The sequence below is a fragment of the Paenibacillus sp. FSL F4-0100 genome (assembly GCF_037993005.1).
Classification (GTDB): domain Bacteria; phylum Bacillota; class Bacilli; order Paenibacillales; family Paenibacillaceae; genus Paenibacillus_AQ.
On the sequence record NZ_CP150303.1, the window covers coordinates 5365030 to 5389058 of the forward strand.

Below are 24029 nucleotides of genomic sequence, written 5' to 3' on the forward strand. Positions count from 1 at the left end.
CTGTTTCTAGGTTTGGTAAAAACCGTCACGCGAAAAGCGATGGCACTTCAAAAGCACCCGAAAATTCTCGGGTGCTTTTACTCGTTTATTTTATAACCCGGCAGAACGCAGAAACCGTCTGCAGTATAACAGGTACGCCATGATTCGAGCTGGTCGGTAGGCTAAACCCAGGACGGTAATCCACATTTCGCCCCTCCTTATGTCCATGATGCATCTAAAATCATTCATAACATGGACGTTAACGTGGAAGTCAACGGCAAAAAAACGCCGCATTGTCTATCAGACAACACGGCGTGCTTCGTTCCAGGTACATATTGATCTATTTTTGGATCTGAATCCGATAAACCAGGCTATCGAAATCCCCGCGCAGCGGCAGCTCGATCCCGATATTCATTAAAGCCCTGCCGCTCCACGTTCCAGCAAGTCCCTCAATGGCATACGACCGGTCGGCTTGCAGTCCGGTCAGCCGCAGTCTCGGCAGCGGTTCGCCCAGCTTCTGGCTGTGCAGGAACGCAAACAGCACGTTGTCGCTGCCGTCTTCGCTGCCGTACTGCACGGCCGTTACACCTTTATGCCGAAGCGTGTCTAGGCGATACTGGCTGCCGAACTGAACCAGATGACGAATGGATTTATACTGCGCGACAAATTCGGCCGATTCCGCTATCAGCTCGTCGCTCCACTCATTCAGGTTGGAGCCGATGCCGAGCGTTCCCATCATGGCGCTGTGGAAACGGTATTTCAGGGATACCTGTCTGCGATTCATCCCTGTCGGCGACTCCGTCACCCAGCAGGTCATCATCCGCGGAGCATACGTGTACGAGAAGCCCTCCTGAATGCTGAGACGGTCAAAGGCATCCGTATTATCGCTCGGCCAGGATTGGTCGGCATACCGGAAGATGCCAAGATCGATGCGCGCTCCGCCGCCGGCGCAGGTTTCAAACGCCACATGTGGGAACTTGCGCCGCAGCTCCGCCCAAATCTCGTACAGGCTCTGAACGTGGCGAATCCAGATCTCCTTCTGGCGGTGAAGCGGATGATCCTTCATGCCGGGTTCGGTTACGGTCCGGTTCATATCCCATTTAATGAACTTGATGTCATGCTGCTCCAGCAGGTCCGTCATAAACTGCAAAATGTACGCCTTAACCTCCGGCTTCGAAATTTTCAGCAGCAGCTGATTGCGAAGCTCCGAGCGCTCCCGCGTCTCGAAATGGTACACCCAATCCGGGTGCTCCCGGTACAGGTCGCTGTCCGGATTGACGGCCTCCGGCTCCACCCAGATGCCAAAATCCATGCCGAGCTCATGCACCTTGTCAATCAGCTCGCCGAGACCGTTCGGGAATTTTTCACGGTTCACGAACCAATCGCCAAGGCCGGCGCGATCATGGTTCCGCCCGCCGAACCATCCGTCGTCCACGACGAACAATTCCACGCCCATGCGCGCGGCTCTTTCGGCCAAAGCCATTTGATCCTTGGCATTGACATCGAAGTACGTCGCTTCCCAGGAGTTATACAGGACCGGTCTCGTCTGGCTGCCAGGCAGAACATCCGAATACTGATAGCGGTGCAGCCGCCGGCTCATCCCGCCAAAGCCTCCGCTGCTGTATCCCCCGACGAAGCCGGGCGTATCGAAGGCTTCTCCCGCTCCCAGCACCCACTCGCTGTCGAAATCGTTGATGCCCCCGGTCACCCGGACATGCTCGAACACCGTACGCTCGGCCGTGATCTTCCAGTTTCCGCTCCAGGCCAGCGCGCCGAACCATACCTGCCCCGCCGACTCCGTGGCATGTCCGTCATCCATTGCAAACCAAGGATTGGTGTGGCTGTCCGTAAAGCCCCTGCGGGATTCCAGCACCTTCTTTCCTTCGGTGAGGAAGGTGCTGCGCAGCTGAAATTCGCCGGACCATTTCCCCGTCACGTGCGTGAGGCGGTAATCCGTCAGATAGGGGATGACCCATGCCGCGGACTGCGCATTTTCCAGCACGATATCCGCCTCGCCGCGGTTTACGATCCGGGCTGAACGTTCAATTAAGTCGCACTCTGGAATCGCCCGATAAGACAGCTCCACTTCGAGCGGATACGCTTCGTCCTTCATGACGATGATCAGCGTCTCCCTGCCTTCCGTCTTGAGCGTGCGGTGCCCGGCATAACGAACTGCCAAGTCACGCACGCCATCCGGCATGCGGACCTTTAGGCTGGGCTCGCTGTATTTGACTCCGCCCCAGAAGCTGTATTCCTCCACCTCCGAATGGACTTCCGCGTCAAACGAGCTGTGCGATCTCGGCCGGAGCAGCGGCGCCGCGTCTTCGATTCCGACCGGCTCCCCCCAGTAGAGATGTTGCAGATTGCCGCTGTCGTTGATGCCGAACAGATAGGAGCTGTTATCGGTTTGTATCGCAAACACGCGAGACTGTTCTTGGTATTGAATGGTCACAGAATATCATCCTTCCGATTCGTGTTGATATGGTTTTTGCCTGAGCAAGAAAAGACGGAGAGCCAAAAGACGAAGCATCTTTTTGACTCTCCCTGGCCAGATTATTTGCCCCACAGCTCTTGACGTTTGTTGAAGTTGTCCGTATAAATCTTTTCCAGCTTGGCCAGGCCAGCCGCCTCGATCTCGGCCATCATCTGGTTATAGGATTCCACCACTTGATCCTCGGACGGCGACAGAGCCATCTTCAGGAAATATTTATTGATGGTGTCGTTCACCTTTGTTTCCATAATGGCTTCCGGCGTCCCGCCAGCCGGGCCCAGGTTGTCATACGGTGCCGTATCAAACGACGTATCGGCCAGGTTCTTGATCGCCAGATCCGTGACCGGATCGGTCTGATAACGGCCCATCAGGTCATACGGGGTTCCGTCCTCGCCCGGACCGTTCTTGATCATCCAGGTCCACTTGCGAATGCCCGTCGTACGGGAGGCTTCGTCCCAATTCTTCTTGAAGTCGTCCAGCACTTCTTGTCTTGGCACATGCTTGCCGTCCTTCATGTCCCAATGTTCGCCCTCAACTCCCCACATCAGCAGATACTGACCTTCCTCGCTGGCCAGGAAATCCAGCAGCTTCATCGTTCGGACCGGATCCTTGTTGGAGCGGCTGATGGCGACGCCGTCCCAGCCCAGGGAGCTCTTCGGTCCATAGGTTGCCTCTTCCGGCTTCACGCCCGGGGCCAGTACTTTATATTGGTAGAATTGACGCTCGTCCTCGGTTGCCTTATCGGCTGCTTCGGTTTTGAGCAGCGCATTCGCATTTCCCACATTCCAAAGCGCTTCCGCCGTGGCAAACACGTTACCGTTGCCCAGCTTCTGCTCGTACTGCTTGGTCTTCATCGTTGCCCATTCCTTGTCCAGCAACCCTTTACGGTACAGGGAATTCAGGAACTTGACCATTTCGAGATACTGCGGATCGCGGACGTCCTTCTTCAGCTCGCCGTTGGTCTCGTAATACGGCATCATGCCGTACATTCCTTTGAGGCTGCCGGTCACGCTGCCGATATTCTCGCCGTTGAGTGTCATCGGAATGCTTTCTTTCCCGTCGATCGTTGGATACTTCTCTTTGAACTTGACGAGCAGCTCCTCGAATTCCTCCGCGGTAAACGGCTCGCCGTTATTCACCTTATCCCCGACGCCCAGCTCCTTCATGATGTCCATGCGCATCATGAATCCGAATACCGGGTACTGCTCCAAGCCGTACCAGTTGGAGAAATAATAATTTTTGCCATCCTCGCTTCGGGTTTTGGTCAACGTGTCGCCGTACATTTTTTTGATATTCGGTCCATGCTCTTCGATCAGGTCATTCAGCGGGACGATCGCGCCGGAGGTAATATACTTGTTCATGATATCGCTTCCACGACTCAATAAAATAACATCGGGAAGATCGCCGCTGGCCAGCATCAGATTCAGCTTCTCGACCGGATTGCCCGTAGGCTGCTGGATCTCGACGGTGACGCCCGTTTTTTCCGTAATCACTTGCGCAACCGGGTTGGTAAAGGCATCCCCCGTGTTTTGGTCAAACCAGGTTAACGTGATCGGCGCGTTGCTGTCCGCATCCGTTCCACTGTCTCCGCCCGATGCCGCCTTCTGGTTGTCGGCGCAAGCCGAAAGCGTTGTCATAACTAGGGCTGCTGCCAGAATCAATTTTAGTTTCTTCATTTGCTGAACCCCTTTCTAAGGTCGTCATATTCAAAAGCTCGAATATATCTATCATTGTAAAAATCAGGAGTTCAATCATCTATAACGCAATCTTACAATTCATGATGCAAAACGTCTTTCATTCAGGGTAGCACCTGCTGCCTGTCCCGTTCGTTTGCTGGATGCCTATCGGAGATTACAGGTATCCGAATGGTCACCGCGGTTCCGATGCCGAGCCTGCTGAAGATGCTGACGCCATATTCCTCCCCGTAGGTCAGCTTGATCCGGTCATCCACATTTTTCACGCCGTATCCAGGCAGATTATCCGATTTGTTCAGCGCATGATCGAGCTGTTCCGGCGTCATCCCGATGCCGTCGTCAATAACCTGGAGCAAGAGGTCGTCCCCCTCCTGCTTTACTTTCACGATGATGTTGATCCCCGATTCGTCCCAGATGGCATGATTGATGCAGTTCTCGATAAAGGGCTGCAGGATCAGCTTGATCGTTGGGGTCCCGAACAGCTGCTCATCCAGGTCGTAATGCATATGGAGCTTGTCCCGGAACCGGATCTTCTGGATCGCGACATAATTCTTCACCAGATTGATTTCCTGCTCCAGCAGAATGATGCGTTTCCCTTTATTCAGCGACACCCGGTAATACTTGGCCAAATAATTGACCATCTGGTACACCTGCATGGCCCCTTCCTTGATCGCCAGGGAAGAGATGGAGGACAAGGTGTTGTACAGGAAATGGGGGTTGATCTGGGCCTGGAGCGTATTCAGTTCCGACTCCTTCCTTGCGATCTCCTTCACGTACACGTCATGGATCAGGGATTGTATGGTCGAAGCCATCTTATTGAACGCAAAGGAAACCTGGCCGATCTCATCATGCCCCATCGGCCTAATCGACAGCCGGAAATCCCCGCGCTCCACCTTCCGGATCTGCTGCAGAAGCACCTCGATGCGCTTGGTCATGACCTTGGTCGTAAAATATAACAGCAGGATGGCTATGCCAATCGCCAGCGCGGAGAACCAGATGACGTTCTTGGTCGCCTGATTCGCATTGGCCAGCAGCTCGTCGTAGGGCACGGTGATGACCGTGGACCAGCCGTTGCTGAGCTTTTTATACGTAAAAAAACGCTCCTGACCGTTAATCTTAATATCGAAAGAACCTGCATCCTGGGTCATTCGCTCCTGAATCGGGAACACGTCAAACAGCTGGTTGGATTGGAGATTCTGATCCCCCGTACTGATCACGCCGCCAAACTCGTCGATAATATAAACGCTTTTGTTGTAATTCTCCATTTTGATCAGGGAGTAGAATTCGTTTGCGTTAATGTCCATGGTCAAAATCCCGTACGGATGCTGCAGGCTGAAATAACTCAAGGAACGGGCAATGGTGATATACGCATCATCGGACTTGAAATCCCCGGAATGGAAGTACACCGTACTGCCGGCGGCATCCAGCACCTGTTCCTCCATCACCGGAGGCATCTCTTCCGTATATTTGACGTATTGGCCGTCGGAATAGAGGGTGTGGTTCCCCGTATATATCGTAATGCCCAGAATGTTGGCATTCAGGGTCATCAGGGACGGCAGCGTCCGGTTGATATATTGGTAGGCATCCAGATAATAGTACGCCTGCTCATAATCGGTAGACAGATAATTGCGGAGCTGCGCATCCATGTAGAGGATGTTCGACAGCTGATTGTAATACTCCAGCCGTTTCTCCACGTTGGTGTTAATCTGTGCCAGCGATCCGCCCAGCGCCGTATAGGTATGCTCCGTAATCGTGCTGCGCGTCGAAGAATACGAATAATAGATCAGCAGCGAGAACGGCAGGATGATCACGATGAGAAAGATGAAAAAGAACTTGTGCCGGAGCCGCCAGTTGGTGTATGCGCGTAAGTGCGCGAACGGGAGAACCCCTGCCAGACGGCTCCACAGGCCGGTCGGTCTAGATGTTTTTGCGGTATTCATTCGGCGTAACTCCTTGGCTTTTTAAGAATAAGGAAATGAAGTAGGATGTGCTCTCATAACCGACCCTTTGGGCGATATCCTGCACTTTGAGCGAATCGTCGGCCAGCAGCTCCTTGGCTTTGTTCAGCCGGATTCTCGTTAGGTAATCATGAATCGTCATCCCGGTTTTCTCCTTAAAGATGGAACGCAGGTAGTTGGGAGACAGATATACCTGATCGGACAAGCTGTTGATCGTGATGGCCTGGTGATAGGTCTGGTCGATCGTCGTGCGCACCTGGTGCACCAGCCTGGCATTTTTGTCCATGAACCGGTGTTCCAGCGTCCGAATCGCATGTCCGGCGAAATCGATGATGATCGCTTCGATTTCAATAATGGTTCGGCACTGATAGATGGAATGGTAAAGCTCCGCCCGCTTGTGGCTCTCCGTGATCGGTTCGTGGATCCCCTCCAGCAGACGCTCCACCAGTCCGATGGCAAAGTCGCACACTTCGGTTTTTCTGATTCGCAGCATGACCAGCCGGTTGAAGTAATCCCGCAGCTTCTGCGCGGCCTGCTCGGACGCCAGCTGATGAATGTCCTCGAAATAGGCCGTTTCTTCGAAAGGAGGAATTTGCCGGCTCTCCAGCTGCCGCAACACGTCCTTGGCATAGATGACTCTCCCGTTCCCGACGTAAAACATCTCCTCCAGCATCATCCGCGTCTCCCGGTATAAATCCTGGATGCGGGACAGCTCTTCCGGCTCCTCGTTCACGGCCGCGGTCATCGTAAAGCCCAGCGTATCCTGCATCTGCTTCAGCAAATCCTCCCACGTAAAGCGGCTCAGATGGCTAGCCGCATCCATGAAGATGCCCAGCTCGCCTTCCCGGCAGATGACCAGATCCGCCTCCAACTTCTTGTCCGCAAGCCACTCCTCCATATACGTCTGCAGACGCGCCATGCCATCCTCGAGGGACAGCCCCGGCTGTGCAGCGTGCGGAGCATCGAGGCCGAGCAGCGTTAGGGTATACGTTCTCGGCTCCGTATGTCGGGACAGCTTATGGTAGCTGGCAGCGAGGTTCCTGAATCGCTCCTTGTTCTGCTCGAACATCATCTCTCGTACAATATTGGATTTGGTCACGCGAATGGAGCGGTTCTTCATCCGCACTTCCTCGCAGCGCCGTTTCACTTTATCGATAACGCTTACAATTTCGCTCAGATCCAGCGGCTTCAATAAATAGCCGACGGCTCCCACGTTTAAGGCTGACTTCACATAATTGAATTCATCGTGTCCGGTCAGGAAGACAAACTGAATCCAGTCGAATAACTCACTCACCCGTTTCGACATATCAAGCCCGTTCATGACGGGCATCTGGACGTCCGTCAGTACGATATCGGGCTGAATCACCTCGATCTTCTCCAGGGCATCCCTGCCGTTCAGGGCTGTTCCGGCTACATATATCCCCATCTCTTCCCAACGAATATAATCTCGGATCATCTCAAGCTCCAGCTCTTCGTCATCTACGAGAAAAATGCTATACATGCTCATACCCCCTGTGTCGGCTTTATCCCTTAATATTATAGCGATTTTGTCTTTTTAACTATGGGAACAAGCAATGTAAGTTATTTTCAAGCATCTTTCGTTACATTGTCATATCGACACTCATTTTTTCCGAGTCTTATAATTTGAGTTAACTTGAGATGCGAGGTGCCCCATATGAAACCTGCTACAACCTTACAGACGCGGAGTGACTTGAACTTAAGTCCTCATCGAAAAAGCCGCTGGGCCATGCTGAAGCAGCAGAAATATCTATTCCTGATGATGCTGCCCGGACTGATCTGGGCCATTGTGTTTGCGTATACGCCCATGGTTGGTCTATACATGTCCTTCGTCAATTACCAGCCGACGCTTGGCGGCTTCTGGTCGACTTTATTCACGAGCGAGTTCGTCGGCTTGGAATGGTTCCGTTACTTCTTCAACAACGGCGACTTCTGGATCGTCATGCGAAATACGCTGGCCTCCACGCTGATCACGCTTCTCTTCTCCTTCCCGATGCCGATCCTGATCGCCATCGCGATTAATGAGATCAAGAATGTGAAGTTCAAAAAGACGGTGCAAACCGCCTCCTATCTTCCCTATTTCATATCCTGGGTTATCGCGGCCAACATCATCGTGACCCTGCTCTCCTCGGACGGCGCGATTAACGGCATATTGAAATTCCTCCACATTACCGATGAAAGCGTTTTATTCCTGCAGAACGGCAAGTACTTCTGGTGGATCGTCGCGCTCGGCAATACGTGGAAGGATATGGGATACAGCTCGATTATGTATTTGGCAGCCATCTCGTCCATCAACCAGGAGCTCTATGAAGCGGCCAAAGTCGACGGCGCCAACCGTTTTAAGCAGATCCGGTACATCACCCTGCCCCACCTGAAACCAACCATTGTCATTCTGCTGATTCTGGCGCTTGGCGGCATTCTGAACGCGGGCTTCGACCAGCACTTCCTGCTCGGCAATGACCTGACGCGGGATTACTCCGACGTCCTGTCCACCTATTCGTTCCGCTACGGCATTCAGAACGGCATGTTCTCCTATGCGGCTGCCGTCGGCATGTTCAGCTCCGTGGTCGCATTCATCATCGTGGTCATCGTCAATTACACGGCGAAGAAGCTGAACGGGCAATCCCTATTCTAAACCATAAGGAGGTACATCCATGTTAAGCAAAAAAACCGTGCCCGAGCGTATCTTCGATGCCTCTTTATACCTGTTCCTGACCGGCATCTTTCTCGTAACCTTCTATCCGTTCTGGAACATCCTGGTCATCTCCTTGAACGATGCGACCGATACGATGCGGGGCAACCTGTACTTCTGGCCTCGCGTGCCAACGATCGAGAGCTACCTGACCATCTTCCGGAACCCGGAAATCTGGAGCGCCATTAAGATTACCGTGCTCCGGACCATCGTTGGGACGGCGGTATCCATCTTCTTCATTACGCTGCTCGCCTATCCGCTCAGCAAGCGCAGCCTGCTCGGATGGAAATACTTCTCCTTCTTCTTTGTGTTCACGATGTATTTCGGCGGCGGGTTGATCCCGACGTATATGATCATCAAATCCCTGGGGCTGATTGACTCCTTCTGGGTCTACATCTTCCCTGGCTTAATCGGCGTCTTCCTGATGATTCTGGTGCGCACCTTCATGGAGCAGATCCCCGGCGAGATCGAGGAATCCTCCAAAATCGACGGCGCGAACGACCTGCAGACGTTCTTCCGCATCATCATGCCGCTGTGCGTGCCGGTGCTTGCCACGATCGGCCTGTTCCTGGCCATCGGCCACTGGAACTCCTGGTATGACTCCTATGTGTATACCTACAAGCCGGAGCTCAAGACGCTGCAGGCGGTTCTGGTCAAAATCCTCAACCAGTTCCAGACCGCCGGCATGATGTCCGATGCCCAGCAGCTGGCGCAGGGCTCCAAGCGGATCCCGGTCTCCAGCGAAAGCATCCGGATGGCGGTGACCATGGTCGCCACGCTGCCGATCATTATGGTGTATCCCTTTGTGCAAAGGTATTTTGTGAAGGGGATTATGATGGGGGCTATAAAGAGTTAGATTGTGGGGAAAAGAGTTAGTGTGTGAAAGGGAAAAAGATCGCTCTTACCCCTTCTGGGTAAGAGCGATCTTTAATTTTTAGAATTGTCGATAACCCTCGAAATAAACGGAGAATAATTTATATACTTCGTACATTCTCATCTCCAAACCAAGATTTTGCCTTCTCAAGCACTTTGTCACTAGGATTATGATAAAAGACAATCAGGTTGTTCTTTGCTCGGGTACAACAAACATAGAACATCTTTTGAGTTCTTATTAATATTGATTCTTTATCCTTTCTCTCACAAAACAAATAATCAAAATTATAGTCATTCCATTTACCATTGTCTAATATAACTAAAACATTATCAAATTCTGCACCTTTAATCTTATGTTGTGTTGAAAAAGGCGTATATCCTTCTAAGTAGGCAAATAAATTTTGAAACTCTTGAAACTCCACCTTTTTTACCCTATTAAAAATATACTCATTTTCAATGATATAATTATTAAAGCTATCATCTTTTTGACAGATCTTTTTCTCATCTGCAAAATCAATTACTTCCCCTATAGAACAATTGGACATCCCTTCGATTCGGTTAATAATATCTTTCACTTCCGTCTTATTCTTTATAGAAGTGATCTGAAATTCTGTTTTCCTGATAAAATCGTTATATGACTTCTCTTTATAAAGTTGTACTATGGTTTGGATCTTAAAAAGATGCTTAATCAAAGGATCCCTTTTCGAACCTACATTAGTTTCATCCTGTTCATTTTGTTTCTTGTCAGCAATAAGAGAATCTTTAGTCATATATAATCCCCGAACTTTTGAAAATGGAAGATCTTTTAATTGGTTATAAAGTGCATTATTTGTTGGATCATCGGTGATAATTTCTTTTCTTAATTTATTCCTATTTTTTAAAGCAATTAAATCTACTACTTGATCAAAGGTATATTGTTCATCAATTTCTATTTTATTTTCCTTAATTTTGGCCTTAATCTTATTTTTCAAATCAATTATCGGGTCCTTATCATATATCTCCATTAAAGTTGAGAATCCAGCTTTCGGAGCTATTAGATTATGTGTAAGGTACAATTCTTTTGTTTGTTTAGAGTCCTCAAAATTCCAATCTCTAAAAAACTCTGAATTCTTAATTTCATTAAGATTATTATTTGATGAGTACAGAAATTTAATATTTCCTTCTTTAATGTTGCCAATAGACATATTTGGAGCTTTATGATCTTGAGAAGGTTCTTGAGTCAATCCGTCAGCCCTTAATTTATTCGCTAACTCAATAACTAATTTTGGATTTCTTCTATTTTGTTTTTTCTTAACTTCTTTGATTTCTTGCGAATCAATATATTCTTTTAAATCGCCAATACTATTATCATAAATCGCTTGCATAGCATCACCGAAGAAACCTATTATATTCTTCTTTTTACTTTGTTTTATATGTTCTAAAAAAATTTCAATAACTAAAGGATCTGTATCTTGATATTCATCAATAAAGATGAATCGATATTTATCCTTCAAAATATCACAAAGGAGTGGGTAGTTTTTATACATTCGGTTTGCTAATTCAAGTAATTCATCATGCGAAATGATACCATCTTTAATACGGGAATACTCTTTGTATTGAATGCCTACAATTGAATCAATGCATTCTCCATCAACATTTGTTTCAGGAATTTTTATTTTTGAATTCTCATCGTTTATAAGAGTTACTAATTCTTTTTTTAAATTTCTTTGAAAGGATTTAATATTACTCCAAAGAAAATCATGTATAGTCGATACATATAAATTACTATGATCTACCCTTTCTTTAATTTCTTTTACAGCAGCATTTGTATATGTAATACACGCAACTTTTGTTGTTGGATTTTCTTCTAGTGCTTTCTTAATTACCTGTACTAGAGAATATGTTTTACCACTACCTGCACCTCCACTTAATAGGAAGTTTTCTCTATTATTGATAAGCTCAAATATCTGTTTGACTTCACTTTCTAGTTGTTCTTCAGCCATATTAACCCTTCCTTTATGTAACCTGGTATTTCCCAATTACAATATTTTTTATTTCCCTCTTCTAAACTATTAAGTAAAATCTCCATAGCAAAGGATGGCTTCTTTGATACACACTCTTCTGCTAAGAAATAGCAATCATTATTGTCATCATCAAAGTAATGGATATTTTTTAGACTTCTGAATTCATCCTTGTTATCTTGGATAAATTGTCTATTCAGATGAAAAAAGGAATCTTCGAAACTTCTAGCATGGTATACCTCAGAATTTTTATTTATTTCTGATGTTTGGTAAATAATTAGCACTTCTCCATTTTTTGATGGTACCCATTGTTTAGTTTCAATATTTTTTGTGACTATCTTATCTTCTAGCGTCAATCTTTTATAAAATTCGATTACTTTTACTTCATTAGTTGACTCTATGGATGATTCACTTATAGCAGTCGCAGCTACTTCTTCTAAATATGATTGAGAATACGCAGAGTAATTAATAAAATACTTCAAGGAAGCATTAGTTATTGTAGATGCTTCAATATCTGACACTCTGCATTTGACATCTGAACTGACTTCTTTACCTTGTTTTTCCTTAATTTCCTTTTTTGCAGAATCTATATCAGTAATAATCAAAGATTTTAAACCAATAAAGGCGATAAATTTTTCGAATATATGAGAATACGCACCAACTTCTACAATAGAAATGTTCTGTGAAAGTAAAGGATTCTCAATGTATTCTTGATCAACTTTTTTCATCATTGCTGGTAACAATATCCTTTCAGTGTCGCCCTCGATAAATATAGCCTTATCTGCAAAGAAAAGCTCTGCTCGATGTAGCGTTAAATATTGTTTCAAGAATTTATAATTATTTAATTCCCCATCTTTCTCATACTCATCTTTTAAATCTTTTAAATTTTTAGTGATCACTTCATTATGGTGAGTTTTATAGAAGTATTTAATATCGTTGAAGTCACTTTCTGAAGTGATATGGCACGAATGAGTCGAAATAATGGTTTGTAAATTAAAAGCTTTGCCATCCTCACCACTGCTAGCGTTCTTTAATATGTCTTTAATATTTTTAATGAATATGTACTGCATTTGTGGATGAGTGTGAGCTTCAGGCTCCTCTATAAAGAGCAAGTTAATATCTGCTGGTTCTTCATTCGGTTTGTTTTCTATTCTAAAATCACTCAAGAGAAGTTCAATTTCAAAAATCATACTAATTAAATTCAGATAACCTAGACCGTTATAATTTTCTGGCAATAAATGTTCTCCGTTATGGTCATACATTACAGTGGTATTATCCTTGAGCAATTCTTTATGTTGTAGTGTAGAGACAATCTTTATAATGGAATCTCCTTTGCTAAGACCACCAAACCGACCTACTTTATCAATTACTTTTTCAAACAAACCACTATATATTTCATTTAAATGTGCATCCGTTTTACTAAGAACATCTTTAAATTCTTGAATTTTATCCGTTTCATTTTCTTTTTCTTCTTTTTTCTTATAATAATTTGAAGATAATATCGAAAGTGTCTTATCAGAGTCTATATTCGATACATTTCTTTTTGCACTAATTATCTTGAAGTTCAAAACTTTATCAATAGAAATTTTCTCTTTAAACAAATCAATGTAATCACTCTCCATCACAGTCGATGTCTTATAATCAAAGCCTATTGATTTTCTGAATAGTTTAAAATACTTTTTATGGTTATTTTTTAGAAAGTCATTAATAGACTCCGTTCTTATCTCGTTTAAATCTACGATTGTATTTTTTTTATATTTAACTTTAAATTGTTCGTAGTCTACTTTCATCTCTCTTAGATCTTCTTCCAATAACTTATATTCGAATTTGATAACAATTGTTTTATTGCGAGGATCTAAATCTAGCATTAACTTACTAATGTTAGCTAAATTATCAGTTTCGTCGTATTCAATAAACACCATTAACGATATCCCCAAAAAAGAGATCTCTTGCTCTCCATCTGATTCATTTCCAATTATATTTTTCAGTTCCTTTTGAAATTCAATATTAAAATCGTCAAAGGTGAATGAATTTATATTCGATTTAGATCCGATAAATTTATCAAGTATTGAAAGTAATGAAGTTTTTCCGCAGTTGTTTTTACCTATTACTAAGGATAATTCTTTTTCGAGATCAAGTTCAAAAGATCTCAATAATCTAAAATTTTTGATCTTTATTTTTGTAATCTTCATTAATTTCGCTCCAGTTATCAAATTTTATAAAAATTCACATACTACTCAGAAATAACATTTAAAACAGAGAGATAGTTATTTAGTTTAATGCATCATTATTCCAACATATTACATTCTATAAAATAAGACTATTTCCTCTACAAATAAATAACAAGTCTAGTTATTATGAACTATCAAAAAAAAGAAGTCCTTGGAGTTAACCCAACAAAGACTTCTTATTTAAACCTAAATAGTATATCTAAGACATCATTTCCTCTCCACCTCACCCCCCTGCCTCAAGACCTACCTCCATCTCCCTCCCCCATAAAACACCCGCACACTCCCGTCCTCATTCCCCTTCACCCTCGCCTCAACCAACTTCCCATTCTCCCAGCTCATGTCCACCTCAATATTCCCTTTCGCCTTCAGCCCTTTCACGCTGCCTGTCGGCCACATGGCCGGCAGTGCAGGCAGGAGATGAATCTCGCCTTCGTGGCTCTGCAGCAGCATTTCCGCAATGGCGGCGGTGCCGCCGAAGTTGCCGTCGATGACAAAGATGTTGGCCTCGGCTCCGGCTACGCCGGGTTTGGAGTAGGTGAGCATGTTGTCGAAGCACAGTTCCCCGATCAGGTGAGCAATATGCTGCACGGCTTGGTCTCCGTCATGCAATCGGGCGTAGAAGAGTCCGAACAGGGCCGCGGTAAATTCGATATCCTCCAGGTCGGCCCGGCTGTTCCGGTTCTCCAATGTCACTCGGGCTGCCGCAGCTAGTTCCGGCGTATGATGCGGGGTGATTTGGCTGCCGGGATACAGGGCAAACAGATGCGACAGATGGCGGTGCTCCGGCTGCGCCTCCTCGTAGTCCTCCAGCCATTCCTGCAGCTGTCCCTTCTTGCCGATCATCAGCGGAGGCAATTGATCCAGCGCTGTCTGCCACTTCTGCTGAAGCTCCTCATCCACGCCCAGCGTCTGTGCTGCCTTCACGCAGAAGGCCAGCAAATCCCGAACCAGGACCTGATCCATGGTCGGGCCCATGGACAGCTGCTGATGCCCATCCTCCGGATTGCCGGTATAAAAGCTGTTCTCCGGCGAATTCGACGGACCTGTCACCAGCCAGCCATACTTCGGATGCACGGTCATGTAATCCATGAAAAAGGCCGCGGCCTCCTTCAGGACGGGATAGGCCAGCTCCTCCAGAAAAGCCTGATCCTGGTTATACGCGTAATGCTCCATCATATGCGTCGCGATCCACAGTCCGCCCGTCACGTTGAGCCCCCAGGAGGTTTCCCACCCCGGTGACGCAAATCCCCAGGCATTGGAGAATACATGGGCCACCCAGCCTTCGGCATCATAATAATGGCGCGCAGCCGAGCGACCGGCCACCGACAGCTGCTGGATGTACCGCATGAGCGGCTCATGGCTCTCGCTCAGGTTCGCGGCCTCCGTCGGAAAATAATTCATCTGGGTGTTCGTATCCAGGTGATAATCGCAGCTCCAGGCCATCTTGTTGGCTTCGCCGTCATTCCATATGCCTTGCAAATGCATGGGCAGGATGGAACCTTGTCGTGATCCACTAATCGTCAAATACCTTCCATATTGATAAAACAACGCAAACAACGCCGGATCATCCCGCTTGCCCTGCTTAAATCTACTGATCCGCTCGTCCGTAGGCAGACTGGCATGCTCGGAGCTTCCCAGATCTAAACTTACACGTTCATATAGCGGCTGATAATCCGCCAGATGCCTGGCTCTCAGCGCGTCATATCCTAGCAGCAGAGCCTGCTCCAGCTGCAACGCGCTTTTCTCTCGCCAGCCCTCACCTTCTTGACGGTAATCCGTATTCACCGCAAAATAAATCGCCGCCTCATCCGCCCCGGATACGTTTATGGTGTCAGCCGTGCAACTTACCTGCCCGCCTTCCGCAGCGACCCGAAGCTGGCCTTGGCAGGACACCCCGCACTCCCCATTGCTATGTATGCCTTCCAGCGCCTGTCCCCGGAATTCGATCGTATCCTTTTCGGTTACGACAGCATGAAAAGGACCATTCTCGCCTCGAATCGAAATGCGGAATGACACGCCTGACGACCCATGGCTGCTGCGAATCCGGGATACGATCACCTGATCGGCATGGGAAGCAAATACTTCTCGCGTCATCCCCGCTTCATCAATCTCGCAAAAAGAACGCACTATCGCCTCTTGCAGATCCAGTTCCCGATGGAACAGCGGCTTAGCTGCTGCCTCTTGTCTCCCGCCTTCGGATGGTTTCACGTTATGGTCAAACTCCAGAACGACTTGGCAAAGTCCCAGATTGGTGCCAAAATTCAATTTTTCCGGCTCCAGGTGCTTCTTGGCCAGTCGATCACCTTCGCGATAATTTCCTTGGAAGAAATACTGCCGCATCCGCTCCAAATCCGCTTTGCTGTTGCTTTGCCCTTGAGCCGGCTCCGGCTGGCCGGACCAATAAGTAGTTTCGGTAATATTCCAGACCTCCCGATGCGGAGCGGATATGACCACATTCCCCATTCGGCCGTTGCCGATCGGCAGCCCTTGCGGCCAGCCCTGAGCTGGTTTTGTATACCACAATTTCATGTCTGTCATTTTGCATTCTCCTCTTCATTTGATTTTCCAGTCTTGAGACAAGCGTTACCCTTACAACAAAGGCAAGAAATCGCGATTCCCGGATGGAGCCGAGAACCGCGATGAACTTGCAGATGTACATGATGAATTGATGACTTCTTCTTATGGATTAGGGACGATTTTATAAAGCTTGGATTCGGCCGCTTTTAGCGTCACATCCAGCGAAGAGCCAGACGCCGTCTGAGATTGACCGCTCCATACATCCGTCACCGTATAGGGCGCTGCCCCTTCCGAAGCGATACCGGCCCGAACGAGATCCACGGTGTGCTGCGCCGCATCTTGCGTATAGTTAAACACGGCTACATAGTGGGTTCCCTGATCGTCCAGCACGAATACGTTTGCTGCCTGCGTGCCCGTGTTGCCTTCTACCGGCCGGAACGCCTTGCCCTTCATCGCAAGCCCGTTTACTTCCGGATTCGTCAGCAGCGTTTCCATGTACTGCCTTGCCGTCGCATCCGTTACGTCATCCGAATTCAGGAAGACCGTGCCGGAGATTGCGGCCGCATTGACGCGCGACTGCGCGCCTTCGATCGATCCGCCTTTGGTTAAGTGCATATAGTCCGGATCGGTATAATGATAGATCGTTCCGTTCTGCCACCAGCCGTACGTGAGATTGTTCAGCTGGTATTCCGTGCTGCCGATACTTCCGTCGATATCGCACGAGATGCGGCGGCTGTGCGCATATTGGCTAGGGAACGGCGGCGCGATGGAAGCGCTGATGAACATGGAGCCGTCCAGCACTTCATTCAGGTAAGCCATCCCTTGATTGTAGGCCTGGACGCCGGTTTGAACGTTGGCGTCATCGTGCTTGCCTTCCATTGCTCCGTGGCTCAGAAAATCGATTTTGATATATTCAAAGCCCTTGCTCTTGAACTTATTCATGTAATAATCGATCCGCTGTTTCACGCCTGGATGTGTCGGATCTACGGCGTAAGCGCCGTCCAGCGTCGGCAGCACGTTTCCGTCCAAATCACGCAGCACGATATCGCCGTATTTATACTTGCCGTTCGTCCCTTCGACTTCCTGCTCCATATTGTTGCCCCAGTACACGAACGGCGAATAATAGATGCCGGCCTTCTGTCCATTGCTATGAATGAGCTGAACCAGATCCGTCAGCTGCTGATCCGTCATGTTATCCCAATAGGAATCGAGATTGATGTAGATATTGCCTTCATTGTTGAAGGAATGGTTCTGAATATGGTCTTTAAAATAATTCGAGACCGAAACTGCCTTGTCAAAGCTTAAATCGCTGGCATAAGCTCCCCAGCTGTTCCAGCCGACCGGAACGCCTTCTGGAATGTCTTCGCCAAAGGCTAACGGAGGCTGGATCGCTGCATTCACCTGGCCAAACTCCTCCAGCCCGGTCCGATAATCCTCGAAAAAGCCGACCATGATTTTCGGCGAAGCAATCTGCTTGCCCGTTACTTTTCCATGCGAGATCGTGTCCCACGTGGAGGTGGATGACGTAAATCCGCCATATACGCGCAGTTTGTTCAATTTGTCATTCGAGCCGCTCCAATAGATGCCGGTTTTCCACGTGTCATGCGTCACCGATCCGATAACGAGGCCGTTCCGGCTCGTATTGTCATAGATGGCCGTAAGTTCCGAGCTGATATACAGACCGTTGTTGAGGCCGGTATTCATCGACTTCGCTTGGTATCTGGACCAAGCATCATTGTCGAAGGGAACGACGAGGACCCGGTTATCGTCATAGCTGCCGATGTCGATGCCGCCTCTCGCTTCCATCGCGATGGGGGCTATGTTCCCCGTAGATATTGCGGAATGATGGGAAGCGACTGTTTCCGTAAGCAAATATGGCCCGTCTTCATAGACGTAATAAATTTGGCTGAGCGATGGCTTTCCCCCATCCTCATTCACAACCGTCACCTTGATGCCCTTGCCGGTTGCATCCTGGAATGGGACCACTTGATTTTTATAGAATTTATGATGTTTATAGTCCTTACTTGCAACCATCCGGTCGAGCTGGATCTCGCTGTATAATCCCTTGGCGACCGCTTTGCCATTCCAATTGTATTGCGACAATCCGGTCGAGGTGTTGTACAGCAGCTCATACGTCGGATTGGATACCTTGAAGCCGTTGGCATACTCGGTTAAGGTGATGGAGCCATAGCTGGTGGCTTTCTCTTGCTTGCCCAAATCGCCAATGCTTCCATCAGGGCCTGATCCGTCATCGCCGGCTGAATCAAAGGTCAGCTCAATCTTGTCAAAATCGGGCGAGTAGCCGCCTGCGTCATCGAACAGAATCGTGTTGCTGCCCTGCTTCAAGTAAATTTGAATCTGGTAGGTGTCGATCGTGTTCCAATCCGCTGTTTTCGGAAAACTGAAATTCTCCTTCTCCGCTCCGTTCACGGAGATCGAAGCCGCGCGGGAATCCCCGGAGATGTAGAACATGTTCATATTGTATATGCCGGCCTTATCGGCTTGAATCCCGTTGAACGTCAGGGTGGAGCCGCCGTACAGATTGCCGGCTTTTTGCCCGCCTGAACAGAAGCCGCAATCGACCGCTCCTGCATGGCCGGTAAACGCGTTCTCAGATGCCTCGGCCTCGTAGGAAAGGATGCCTCCGGCCGTTTGACTCGGCGGCTGCGGTTCTGCCGAAGCCAAGGAGCTGCCTAGCACAGACCCCGCTAACAGAATCGATAAGAATAGCATGAATGGCTTTTGGAAGAATTTGAACGGATGAATACTCACTGAACCTCTCCTCCTTCTATTCATTGATTTCGGCTTAATTTCAGGATTTTCGATTCGGCTGGCGCCAGCTCGACCGTAAGTGTACCCTCCGATTGACCCGCCGTTCCTTCCCACACATCCAGGACCGAGTAGGAAGCGTTCGCCTCGAGGCGGCAGCGTTCCAAGGAAACCGTCTTCTGCACGGACTCGGCCCCGTCAAAGTTAAATACGGCAATATACGTTGTTCCCGGTTCGCTTGGATGTGTCAGTACAAACGTATCCGCAGCCTGTTTCCCGTGATTCCCCTCTACGGGCACAAAGGTTCTACCCAATCGGGCAATCTCAGTGATTGCCTCATTTCCCAGCCAGGTCTTGGCGCGCCATGCCGCTTCCTCATGCCGGAAGTCATCGCCCAGCAGCAGCACCGTTCCCGAGATCACGGACGCGGTCAGACGGCTTCGACCTTCATGGCGGGTCGTCGAATCCTGGTTGAAGCTTTTATAGATCACGGCATGGTCCGGATCGTTAAAACGGTACAGCGTATCGTTCATCCACCACCCGTGCGTCAGCGAGTTCAGCAAATATTCCGTATCCTGGATCGTTCCGAACACATCGCAGGAAATTCTGCGGCTGTGCGCATAGGAATAAGGGAACAGCGGGGCAATCGACAGGTTGATGAAGAACGGTCTGCCGATCCGCTCCGGGGAGAGTTTATCCGTCAGATACGACAGGCCGTAATTGTATGCAGCGATCCCCGTCGTAATATCCGGGTCGTAATGCTTGCCTTCCAAAGCCCCGTGAGCCATGAAGTCCAGCTTGATATACTCAAATCCTTCGGAGATGAATTTATCCATGAACCAATCGATTCGCGCCAGGTTCCCGGGATGCGTAGGATCAATCGCAAGTCCTCCGGCAATATCCGGCAAAATCTCGCCATCCTGGTCGCGAAGCAGGATATCCCCATAGGTATACTTCCCATCGGTGCCCTCCACGGGGCTGCCAAACCCAGCCGGACTTCCCCAGAACGCAAACGGCGTCCAGTATGTACCGGGTTTGTGCCCGTTCTCGCGGACCCTTTTCAAGGCATCCTCCATCTCGGCAGGCGTAAGACGATCCCAGAATGCATCGAAATTAATGTACAGGGTATCCTCGTTATGAAAGCCCTGCGGCTGAACCTCCCGCTTCAGAAAATCGCTCGTCGCCACATAGAGGTCGTAATCCAGCGTGCTCATGGCGGCCGACCAGCTGTTCCAGCCGATCGGGACGCCGCCGTCCCAGCTCAGTGCAGGCGCTATCTTCGTATTCGCTTCCCCATACGCTTCAAGTCCTGTCCGGTAATCGTCGTAATCCCCTACCATAACCAGCGGAGATTCGACGCGTGTTCCACTTACGTAGCCATGCGGCTGGGAATCTCGGGTCATGATGTCGGCCGCGCCAGCGTACAGTTCCAGTTCATCCAGCTTGCCTGCGGTTTCCCCTTTCACGCGAATGCCGGTTTTCCATACGTCATGACTGATCGATCCCAGGATCAATCCATAACGGCTATCCGGCTGGAACAAGGCCGTCACTTCGTAACTTTCCGTCTCCAGCGGGGCCGTCTCCGTCAGATAGCGCACCCATTTGTCATTGTCATAAGGCACGCGGAGCACATGCAGCGCTTCTCCCGGAACCGTCTCGCTCCCACTTGATACTTTATCGGTTTTCACCACCGCGATGCGGTTCACCTTCATTTCCTCTTCGCCGACAATGACGACCCGCGTGATGAAAGATGAAGCTCCTTCATAGACGTAAAAATGCTGTTCCAGTCCTGGGAGCAGATCGGATTCATGCTTAATCACGGCATGGACTCCTGTACCGAACGAATCTTGGATCTTTTCCGGTTGGCCTATCATATAGTGGCGGTCGTAATTTCCCGTATGGTATTCCCGGCCCTGCCAGCGAAAGCCGCTTCGTACTTCTTGCAGAGCGAATCCCTTACTGCCTGCGTAGGCGTAACCGCCTTTTTCCAAATCCACCTCAATGGCCACCAGACCATTCGCCAAGCGAATGTGAGTTTCGGCATTCACCCCCACGTTCACCGCCGTATCGCTGCTTCCTAACATCTGTGGATTGCCTCCTTCTGCGTGCATCTGTGCTGCATTCAGGCCGTTATAGCATCAAGCGCCTTTTACAGCTTGGTACCATTATAGAAGCGCGGGTAAAGCGCTTACTATACAACGATCTTCCGATCCATATCGGGATATAACACATCTGGAGCGACCCATTTGTTAAAATGCAATATGGCCTCATTTCGCTATGAAATCACCTAATTAAAAAGGTTACCCGAGGACAAACGAATCGCCCGGATAACCTCTGTAAATACATAAGCTATATTGAAATAAAGCACCTATTCGCGAGCCGTGATGAAACACTTGATACCATCAGGACCCGTGAAACTGGAAAATCGGCCAATCCCAGGCTTATCCTGAGTCTCAATGATGGAATGCGCACCAAGCCTCCGAGCATTGATTAAACTTCGTTCACAGTCTTGAATGGTGTAATAAACATTCCATTCAGACCAAGCTGCTCCATTATCGGAAACAACCATACTCAGGCCGCATTCATATTGGCTACGATTCTGAAACACAATCGTTGCATCCTCATTTCGATTTTCAAGTTTCCAATCGACAGCTTCGAATAGAATTCTCCCGGTACTACTGCATTAGTTGATGTCAGTACCAGCCAGCACGGCAGCCCTTCTGTTGTCATATCCGATATCTCGTTATGGGCATCCTTAGTGATTGCATAGTGATCACGGCGCCCATTGGATCCTGAATGGTAGATAAACGCAAATTCATGACGTCAAAAGGTTCTCCAATAATTCATCTGATATCAGCCGGTGGCGGGGTCTTAGTCGCTAAAGCCGCCAGTATAGCAAGCATGTCGACTTCTAATTTCCACTGTCGGACCGGCGATTTCGCGATCTGGTCTACCAGATTGCGCACCAGCAACTCATGACTTCATTTTTGCTAAAGCGCAGCACCAAAAGAATCAAACATCTGTTTTATGTCAACTGCAGGATTGGATCTCTAGTTTACCTAGTTACATCAAGGGTTGGTTTAATTGTTTAAATAGCGAAAGTTGAGATGAAGTTAAATCAGGTCTGACCAACTATAGGACTCAATGCACGGATCACTCCAGTACCCCAATAGTTTCCCATTTAAACGAAATTTCTGAACGGATACCTGCTTCATCAGCTAGATCTATCAACGCTTGTTGCAAATCCTCTTTGTTTACGTAAACATAGGGACTTTTCCAACTGGATTCCAACTGCAATGAACGAATCTGATTCGGTTTGATTTTCGGGAAATTATAGACCCATTGTTGAAGATCAGATTCAGGAATATCAGACTTCACATTTTCACCGATAATGTCCAATATGTTTCCCCATTGGGAAATCCCTTGAAAATCCCCCAATTTCTCAATAATCTGCTTGATCACTTGCTGCTGTCGATCGTTACGTGCGAAATCGGAGGACTCTCGAGTCCCTTGATTTGATTTACGATACCTGACATAGTCGAGCACTTGTTGACCATTAAGAGTCTGCAAACCCTTTTTTAAATCGATATGCGTTCCGTCTGCGGAATCGTTATATTTCATATCCATGTCAACATCGATTTGCAGTCCTCCAAGTGCGTCCACGGTCTGCCGTAAGGCATCAAAATTCAACACGACCATATGATCAATCGGAAAACCTAGCAAATCAGAGAAAAAACGTTTTGTATTAGGAATAGCCTCTGACTTATCCTTTATATAGTAATAAGCATAATAATAATTGGATTTATGAGCAGGCAACGATTTAGGTTTTAGCAGCAAATCACGCGGCAGGGACAACAAACTAGCAGATTGGGTTTGTGGGTTGAAACTGACAAGCATAAGAACATCTGTATTCATCACCCCACCACCACCATCCCGACTATCTACACCCGCCAAAAGAAATGTCATAGGTTGAATCGATTCCTTCTTTACATAATCAATCGGATCATCAGCCAGCTTTGGAGCTGCCACACGTTGAATCGCAGCATCCGCCTTATAATATATATACCCCGCATAGATTCCAACTCCAAGTATCAGGACGCTTATAACAAGGTAAATGCTCATCATAACTTTACGAATTGCTTTTCTCTTAGGTTTGATAGACATAATTTCCTCCACTCAATTCTAATAACATTCAATTTTTGAGTTTAGAAGCTTTTTTATAACTTTTCCAAATATTTTTCTCGATTTTTTCATAAAGATTGATGCCAGCGTTCAAACATTTATGAGCTACAGACCATCGATAAACCATTTGATAAACCATAAACGCACTAATTACACCAATAAATGCTCCCGTGATGACATCAGAAGGATAATGAACACCATTCCAAACTCGGGAGAATGAAATTAAACCTGCCAATATAAGCCAAATTACGCCATCTTTCTTACGAAACAACCATATACCTGTTGCGATTACAAAGGCCCCAATCGAATGATTACTTGGAAATGAAGCGTTAGCGGAATGTTCAACTAATTGGTTAACCGTATGATGGACAAAAGGCCTATCCCTATAAAAAAAGTGAGAAAGTATACTACCAACACTAAATCCAACACAAGCTGACAAGAGAGTTGTTATCACCATTTGCCTGTTCTTATGGATGCGAGTAAACCAATAAACAATAATCCCCATGTAAAAGAGGTATTCCGCTTTTTCTGATAAAAAACGCATAAATGGATTTAGTGCAGAGAATGTTACTGCCATTTGATTGATGAATTGAAATACGAGATCATCCGTTTGAGAAATGCCCAA

General features: G+C 47.7%; 13 protein-coding genes. 2 read left to right on the forward strand and 11 right to left on the reverse strand.

The window, feature by feature from the left end; all coding sequences use genetic code 11:
* Positions 1-319: 319 nt before the first annotated feature.
* The 4 genes from MHH48_RS24215 to MHH48_RS24230 form a co-directional block, all read right to left on the reverse strand.
* The gene (locus MHH48_RS24215) at positions 320-2431 is read right to left on the reverse strand and encodes an alpha-galactosidase (protein ID WP_076325171.1); all 2112 of its coding nucleotides are present in this window, start codon (positions 2429-2431) and stop codon (positions 320-322) included.
* 101 nt (positions 2432-2532) lie between these two features.
* A complete protein-coding gene (locus MHH48_RS24220; RefSeq protein WP_076325172.1) occupies positions 2533-4146 on the reverse strand; it encodes an ABC transporter substrate-binding protein in 1614 nt (537 codons plus the stop codon).
* A 122-nt stretch (positions 4147-4268) separates the two neighbouring features.
* Positions 4269-6104, reverse strand: a complete 1836-nt coding sequence (locus MHH48_RS24225; protein ID WP_076325173.1) for a sensor histidine kinase — start codon at positions 6102-6104, stop codon at positions 4269-4271.
* On the reverse strand, positions 6082-7623 hold the full coding sequence (locus MHH48_RS24230) for a response regulator (RefSeq protein ID WP_076325174.1): 1542 nt from the start codon (positions 7621-7623) through the stop codon (positions 6082-6084). Before MHH48_RS24230 ends, MHH48_RS24225 begins: the two co-directional genes overlap by 23 nt.
* Positions 7624-7797: 174 nt before the next feature.
* Here MHH48_RS24230 and MHH48_RS24235 point away from each other — a divergent pair, with 174 nt between their 5' ends.
* Both MHH48_RS24235 and MHH48_RS24240 read left to right on the forward strand, forming a co-directional pair.
* The gene (locus tag MHH48_RS24235) at positions 7798-8775 is read left to right on the forward strand and encodes an ABC transporter permease subunit (protein ID WP_076325175.1); all 978 of its coding nucleotides are present in this window, start codon (positions 7798-7800) and stop codon (positions 8773-8775) included.
* A gap of 19 nt (positions 8776-8794) precedes the next feature.
* Positions 8795-9688 (forward strand): carbohydrate ABC transporter permease, encoded by an 894-nt coding sequence (locus MHH48_RS24240; protein WP_076325176.1) that lies wholly within the window; start codon positions 8795-8797, stop codon positions 9686-9688.
* Between the two features lie 118 nt (positions 9689-9806).
* Here MHH48_RS24240 and MHH48_RS24245 read toward each other — a convergent pair whose 3' ends face one another.
* The 7 genes from MHH48_RS24245 to MHH48_RS24275 form a co-directional block, all read right to left on the reverse strand.
* Positions 9807-11687: a UvrD-helicase domain-containing protein gene (locus MHH48_RS24245; protein WP_076325177.1), complete on the reverse strand. Its 1881-nt coding sequence runs from the start codon at positions 11685-11687 to the stop codon at positions 9807-9809.
* Positions 11669-13897, reverse strand: coding sequence for an ATP-dependent endonuclease (locus tag MHH48_RS24250; RefSeq protein ID WP_076325178.1), 2229 nt, complete (start codon positions 13895-13897; stop codon positions 11669-11671). Before MHH48_RS24250 ends, MHH48_RS24245 begins: the two co-directional genes overlap by 19 nt.
* Positions 13898-14179: 282 nt before the next feature.
* Positions 14180-16474: a glycoside hydrolase family 95 protein gene (locus MHH48_RS24255; RefSeq protein WP_076325179.1), complete on the reverse strand. Its 2295-nt coding sequence runs from the start codon at positions 16472-16474 to the stop codon at positions 14180-14182.
* A gap of 141 nt (positions 16475-16615) precedes the next feature.
* On the reverse strand, positions 16616-19225 hold the full coding sequence (locus tag MHH48_RS24260) for a carbohydrate-binding protein (RefSeq protein ID WP_076325180.1): 2610 nt from the start codon (positions 19223-19225) through the stop codon (positions 16616-16618).
* A gap of 20 nt (positions 19226-19245) precedes the next feature.
* Entirely contained in the window at positions 19246-21306 is a 2061-nt protein-coding gene (locus MHH48_RS24265) for an alpha-galactosidase (RefSeq protein WP_076325181.1), read from the reverse strand.
* Positions 21307-22375: 1069 nt separating this feature from the next.
* Entirely contained in the window at positions 22376-23386 is a 1011-nt protein-coding gene (locus MHH48_RS24270; protein ID WP_076325183.1) for an LCP family protein, read from the reverse strand.
* A 28-nt stretch (positions 23387-23414) separates the two neighbouring features.
* Positions 23415-24029 carry an undecaprenyl-diphosphatase gene (locus MHH48_RS24275; RefSeq protein ID WP_076325184.1) on the reverse strand — a complete coding sequence of 205 codons (615 nt, stop codon included), beginning with the start codon at positions 24027-24029 and terminating at the stop codon, positions 23415-23417.

Coding starts and splice junctions, on each gene's coding strand:
- MHH48_RS24225 (WP_076325173.1), bottom strand. CDS start 6,104: ATGAATACCGCAAAAACATCTAGACCGACCGGCCTGTGGAGCCGTCTG.
- MHH48_RS24220 (WP_076325172.1), bottom strand. CDS start 4,146: ATGAAGAAACTAAAATTGATTCTGGCAGCAGCCCTAGTTATGACAACG.
- MHH48_RS24240 (WP_076325176.1), top strand. CDS start 8,795: ATGTTAAGCAAAAAAACCGTGCCCGAGCGTATCTTCGATGCCTCTTTA.
- MHH48_RS24250 (WP_076325178.1), bottom strand. CDS start 13,897: ATGAAGATTACAAAAATAAAGATCAAAAATTTTAGATTATTGAGATCT.
- MHH48_RS24230 (WP_076325174.1), bottom strand. CDS start 7,623: ATGTATAGCATTTTTCTCGTAGATGACGAAGAGCTGGAGCTTGAGATG.
- MHH48_RS24235 (WP_076325175.1), top strand. CDS start 7,798: ATGAAACCTGCTACAACCTTACAGACGCGGAGTGACTTGAACTTAAGT.
- MHH48_RS24245 (WP_076325177.1), bottom strand. CDS start 11,687: ATGGCTGAAGAACAACTAGAAAGTGAAGTCAAACAGATATTTGAGCTT.
- MHH48_RS24265 (WP_076325181.1), bottom strand. CDS start 21,306: ATGTTAGGAAGCAGCGATACGGCGGTGAACGTGGGGGTGAATGCCGAA.
- MHH48_RS24270 (WP_076325183.1), bottom strand. CDS start 23,386: ATGTCTATCAAACCTAAGAGAAAAGCAATTCGTAAAGTTATGATGAGC.
- MHH48_RS24255 (WP_076325179.1), bottom strand. CDS start 16,474: ATGACAGACATGAAATTGTGGTATACAAAACCAGCTCAGGGCTGGCCG.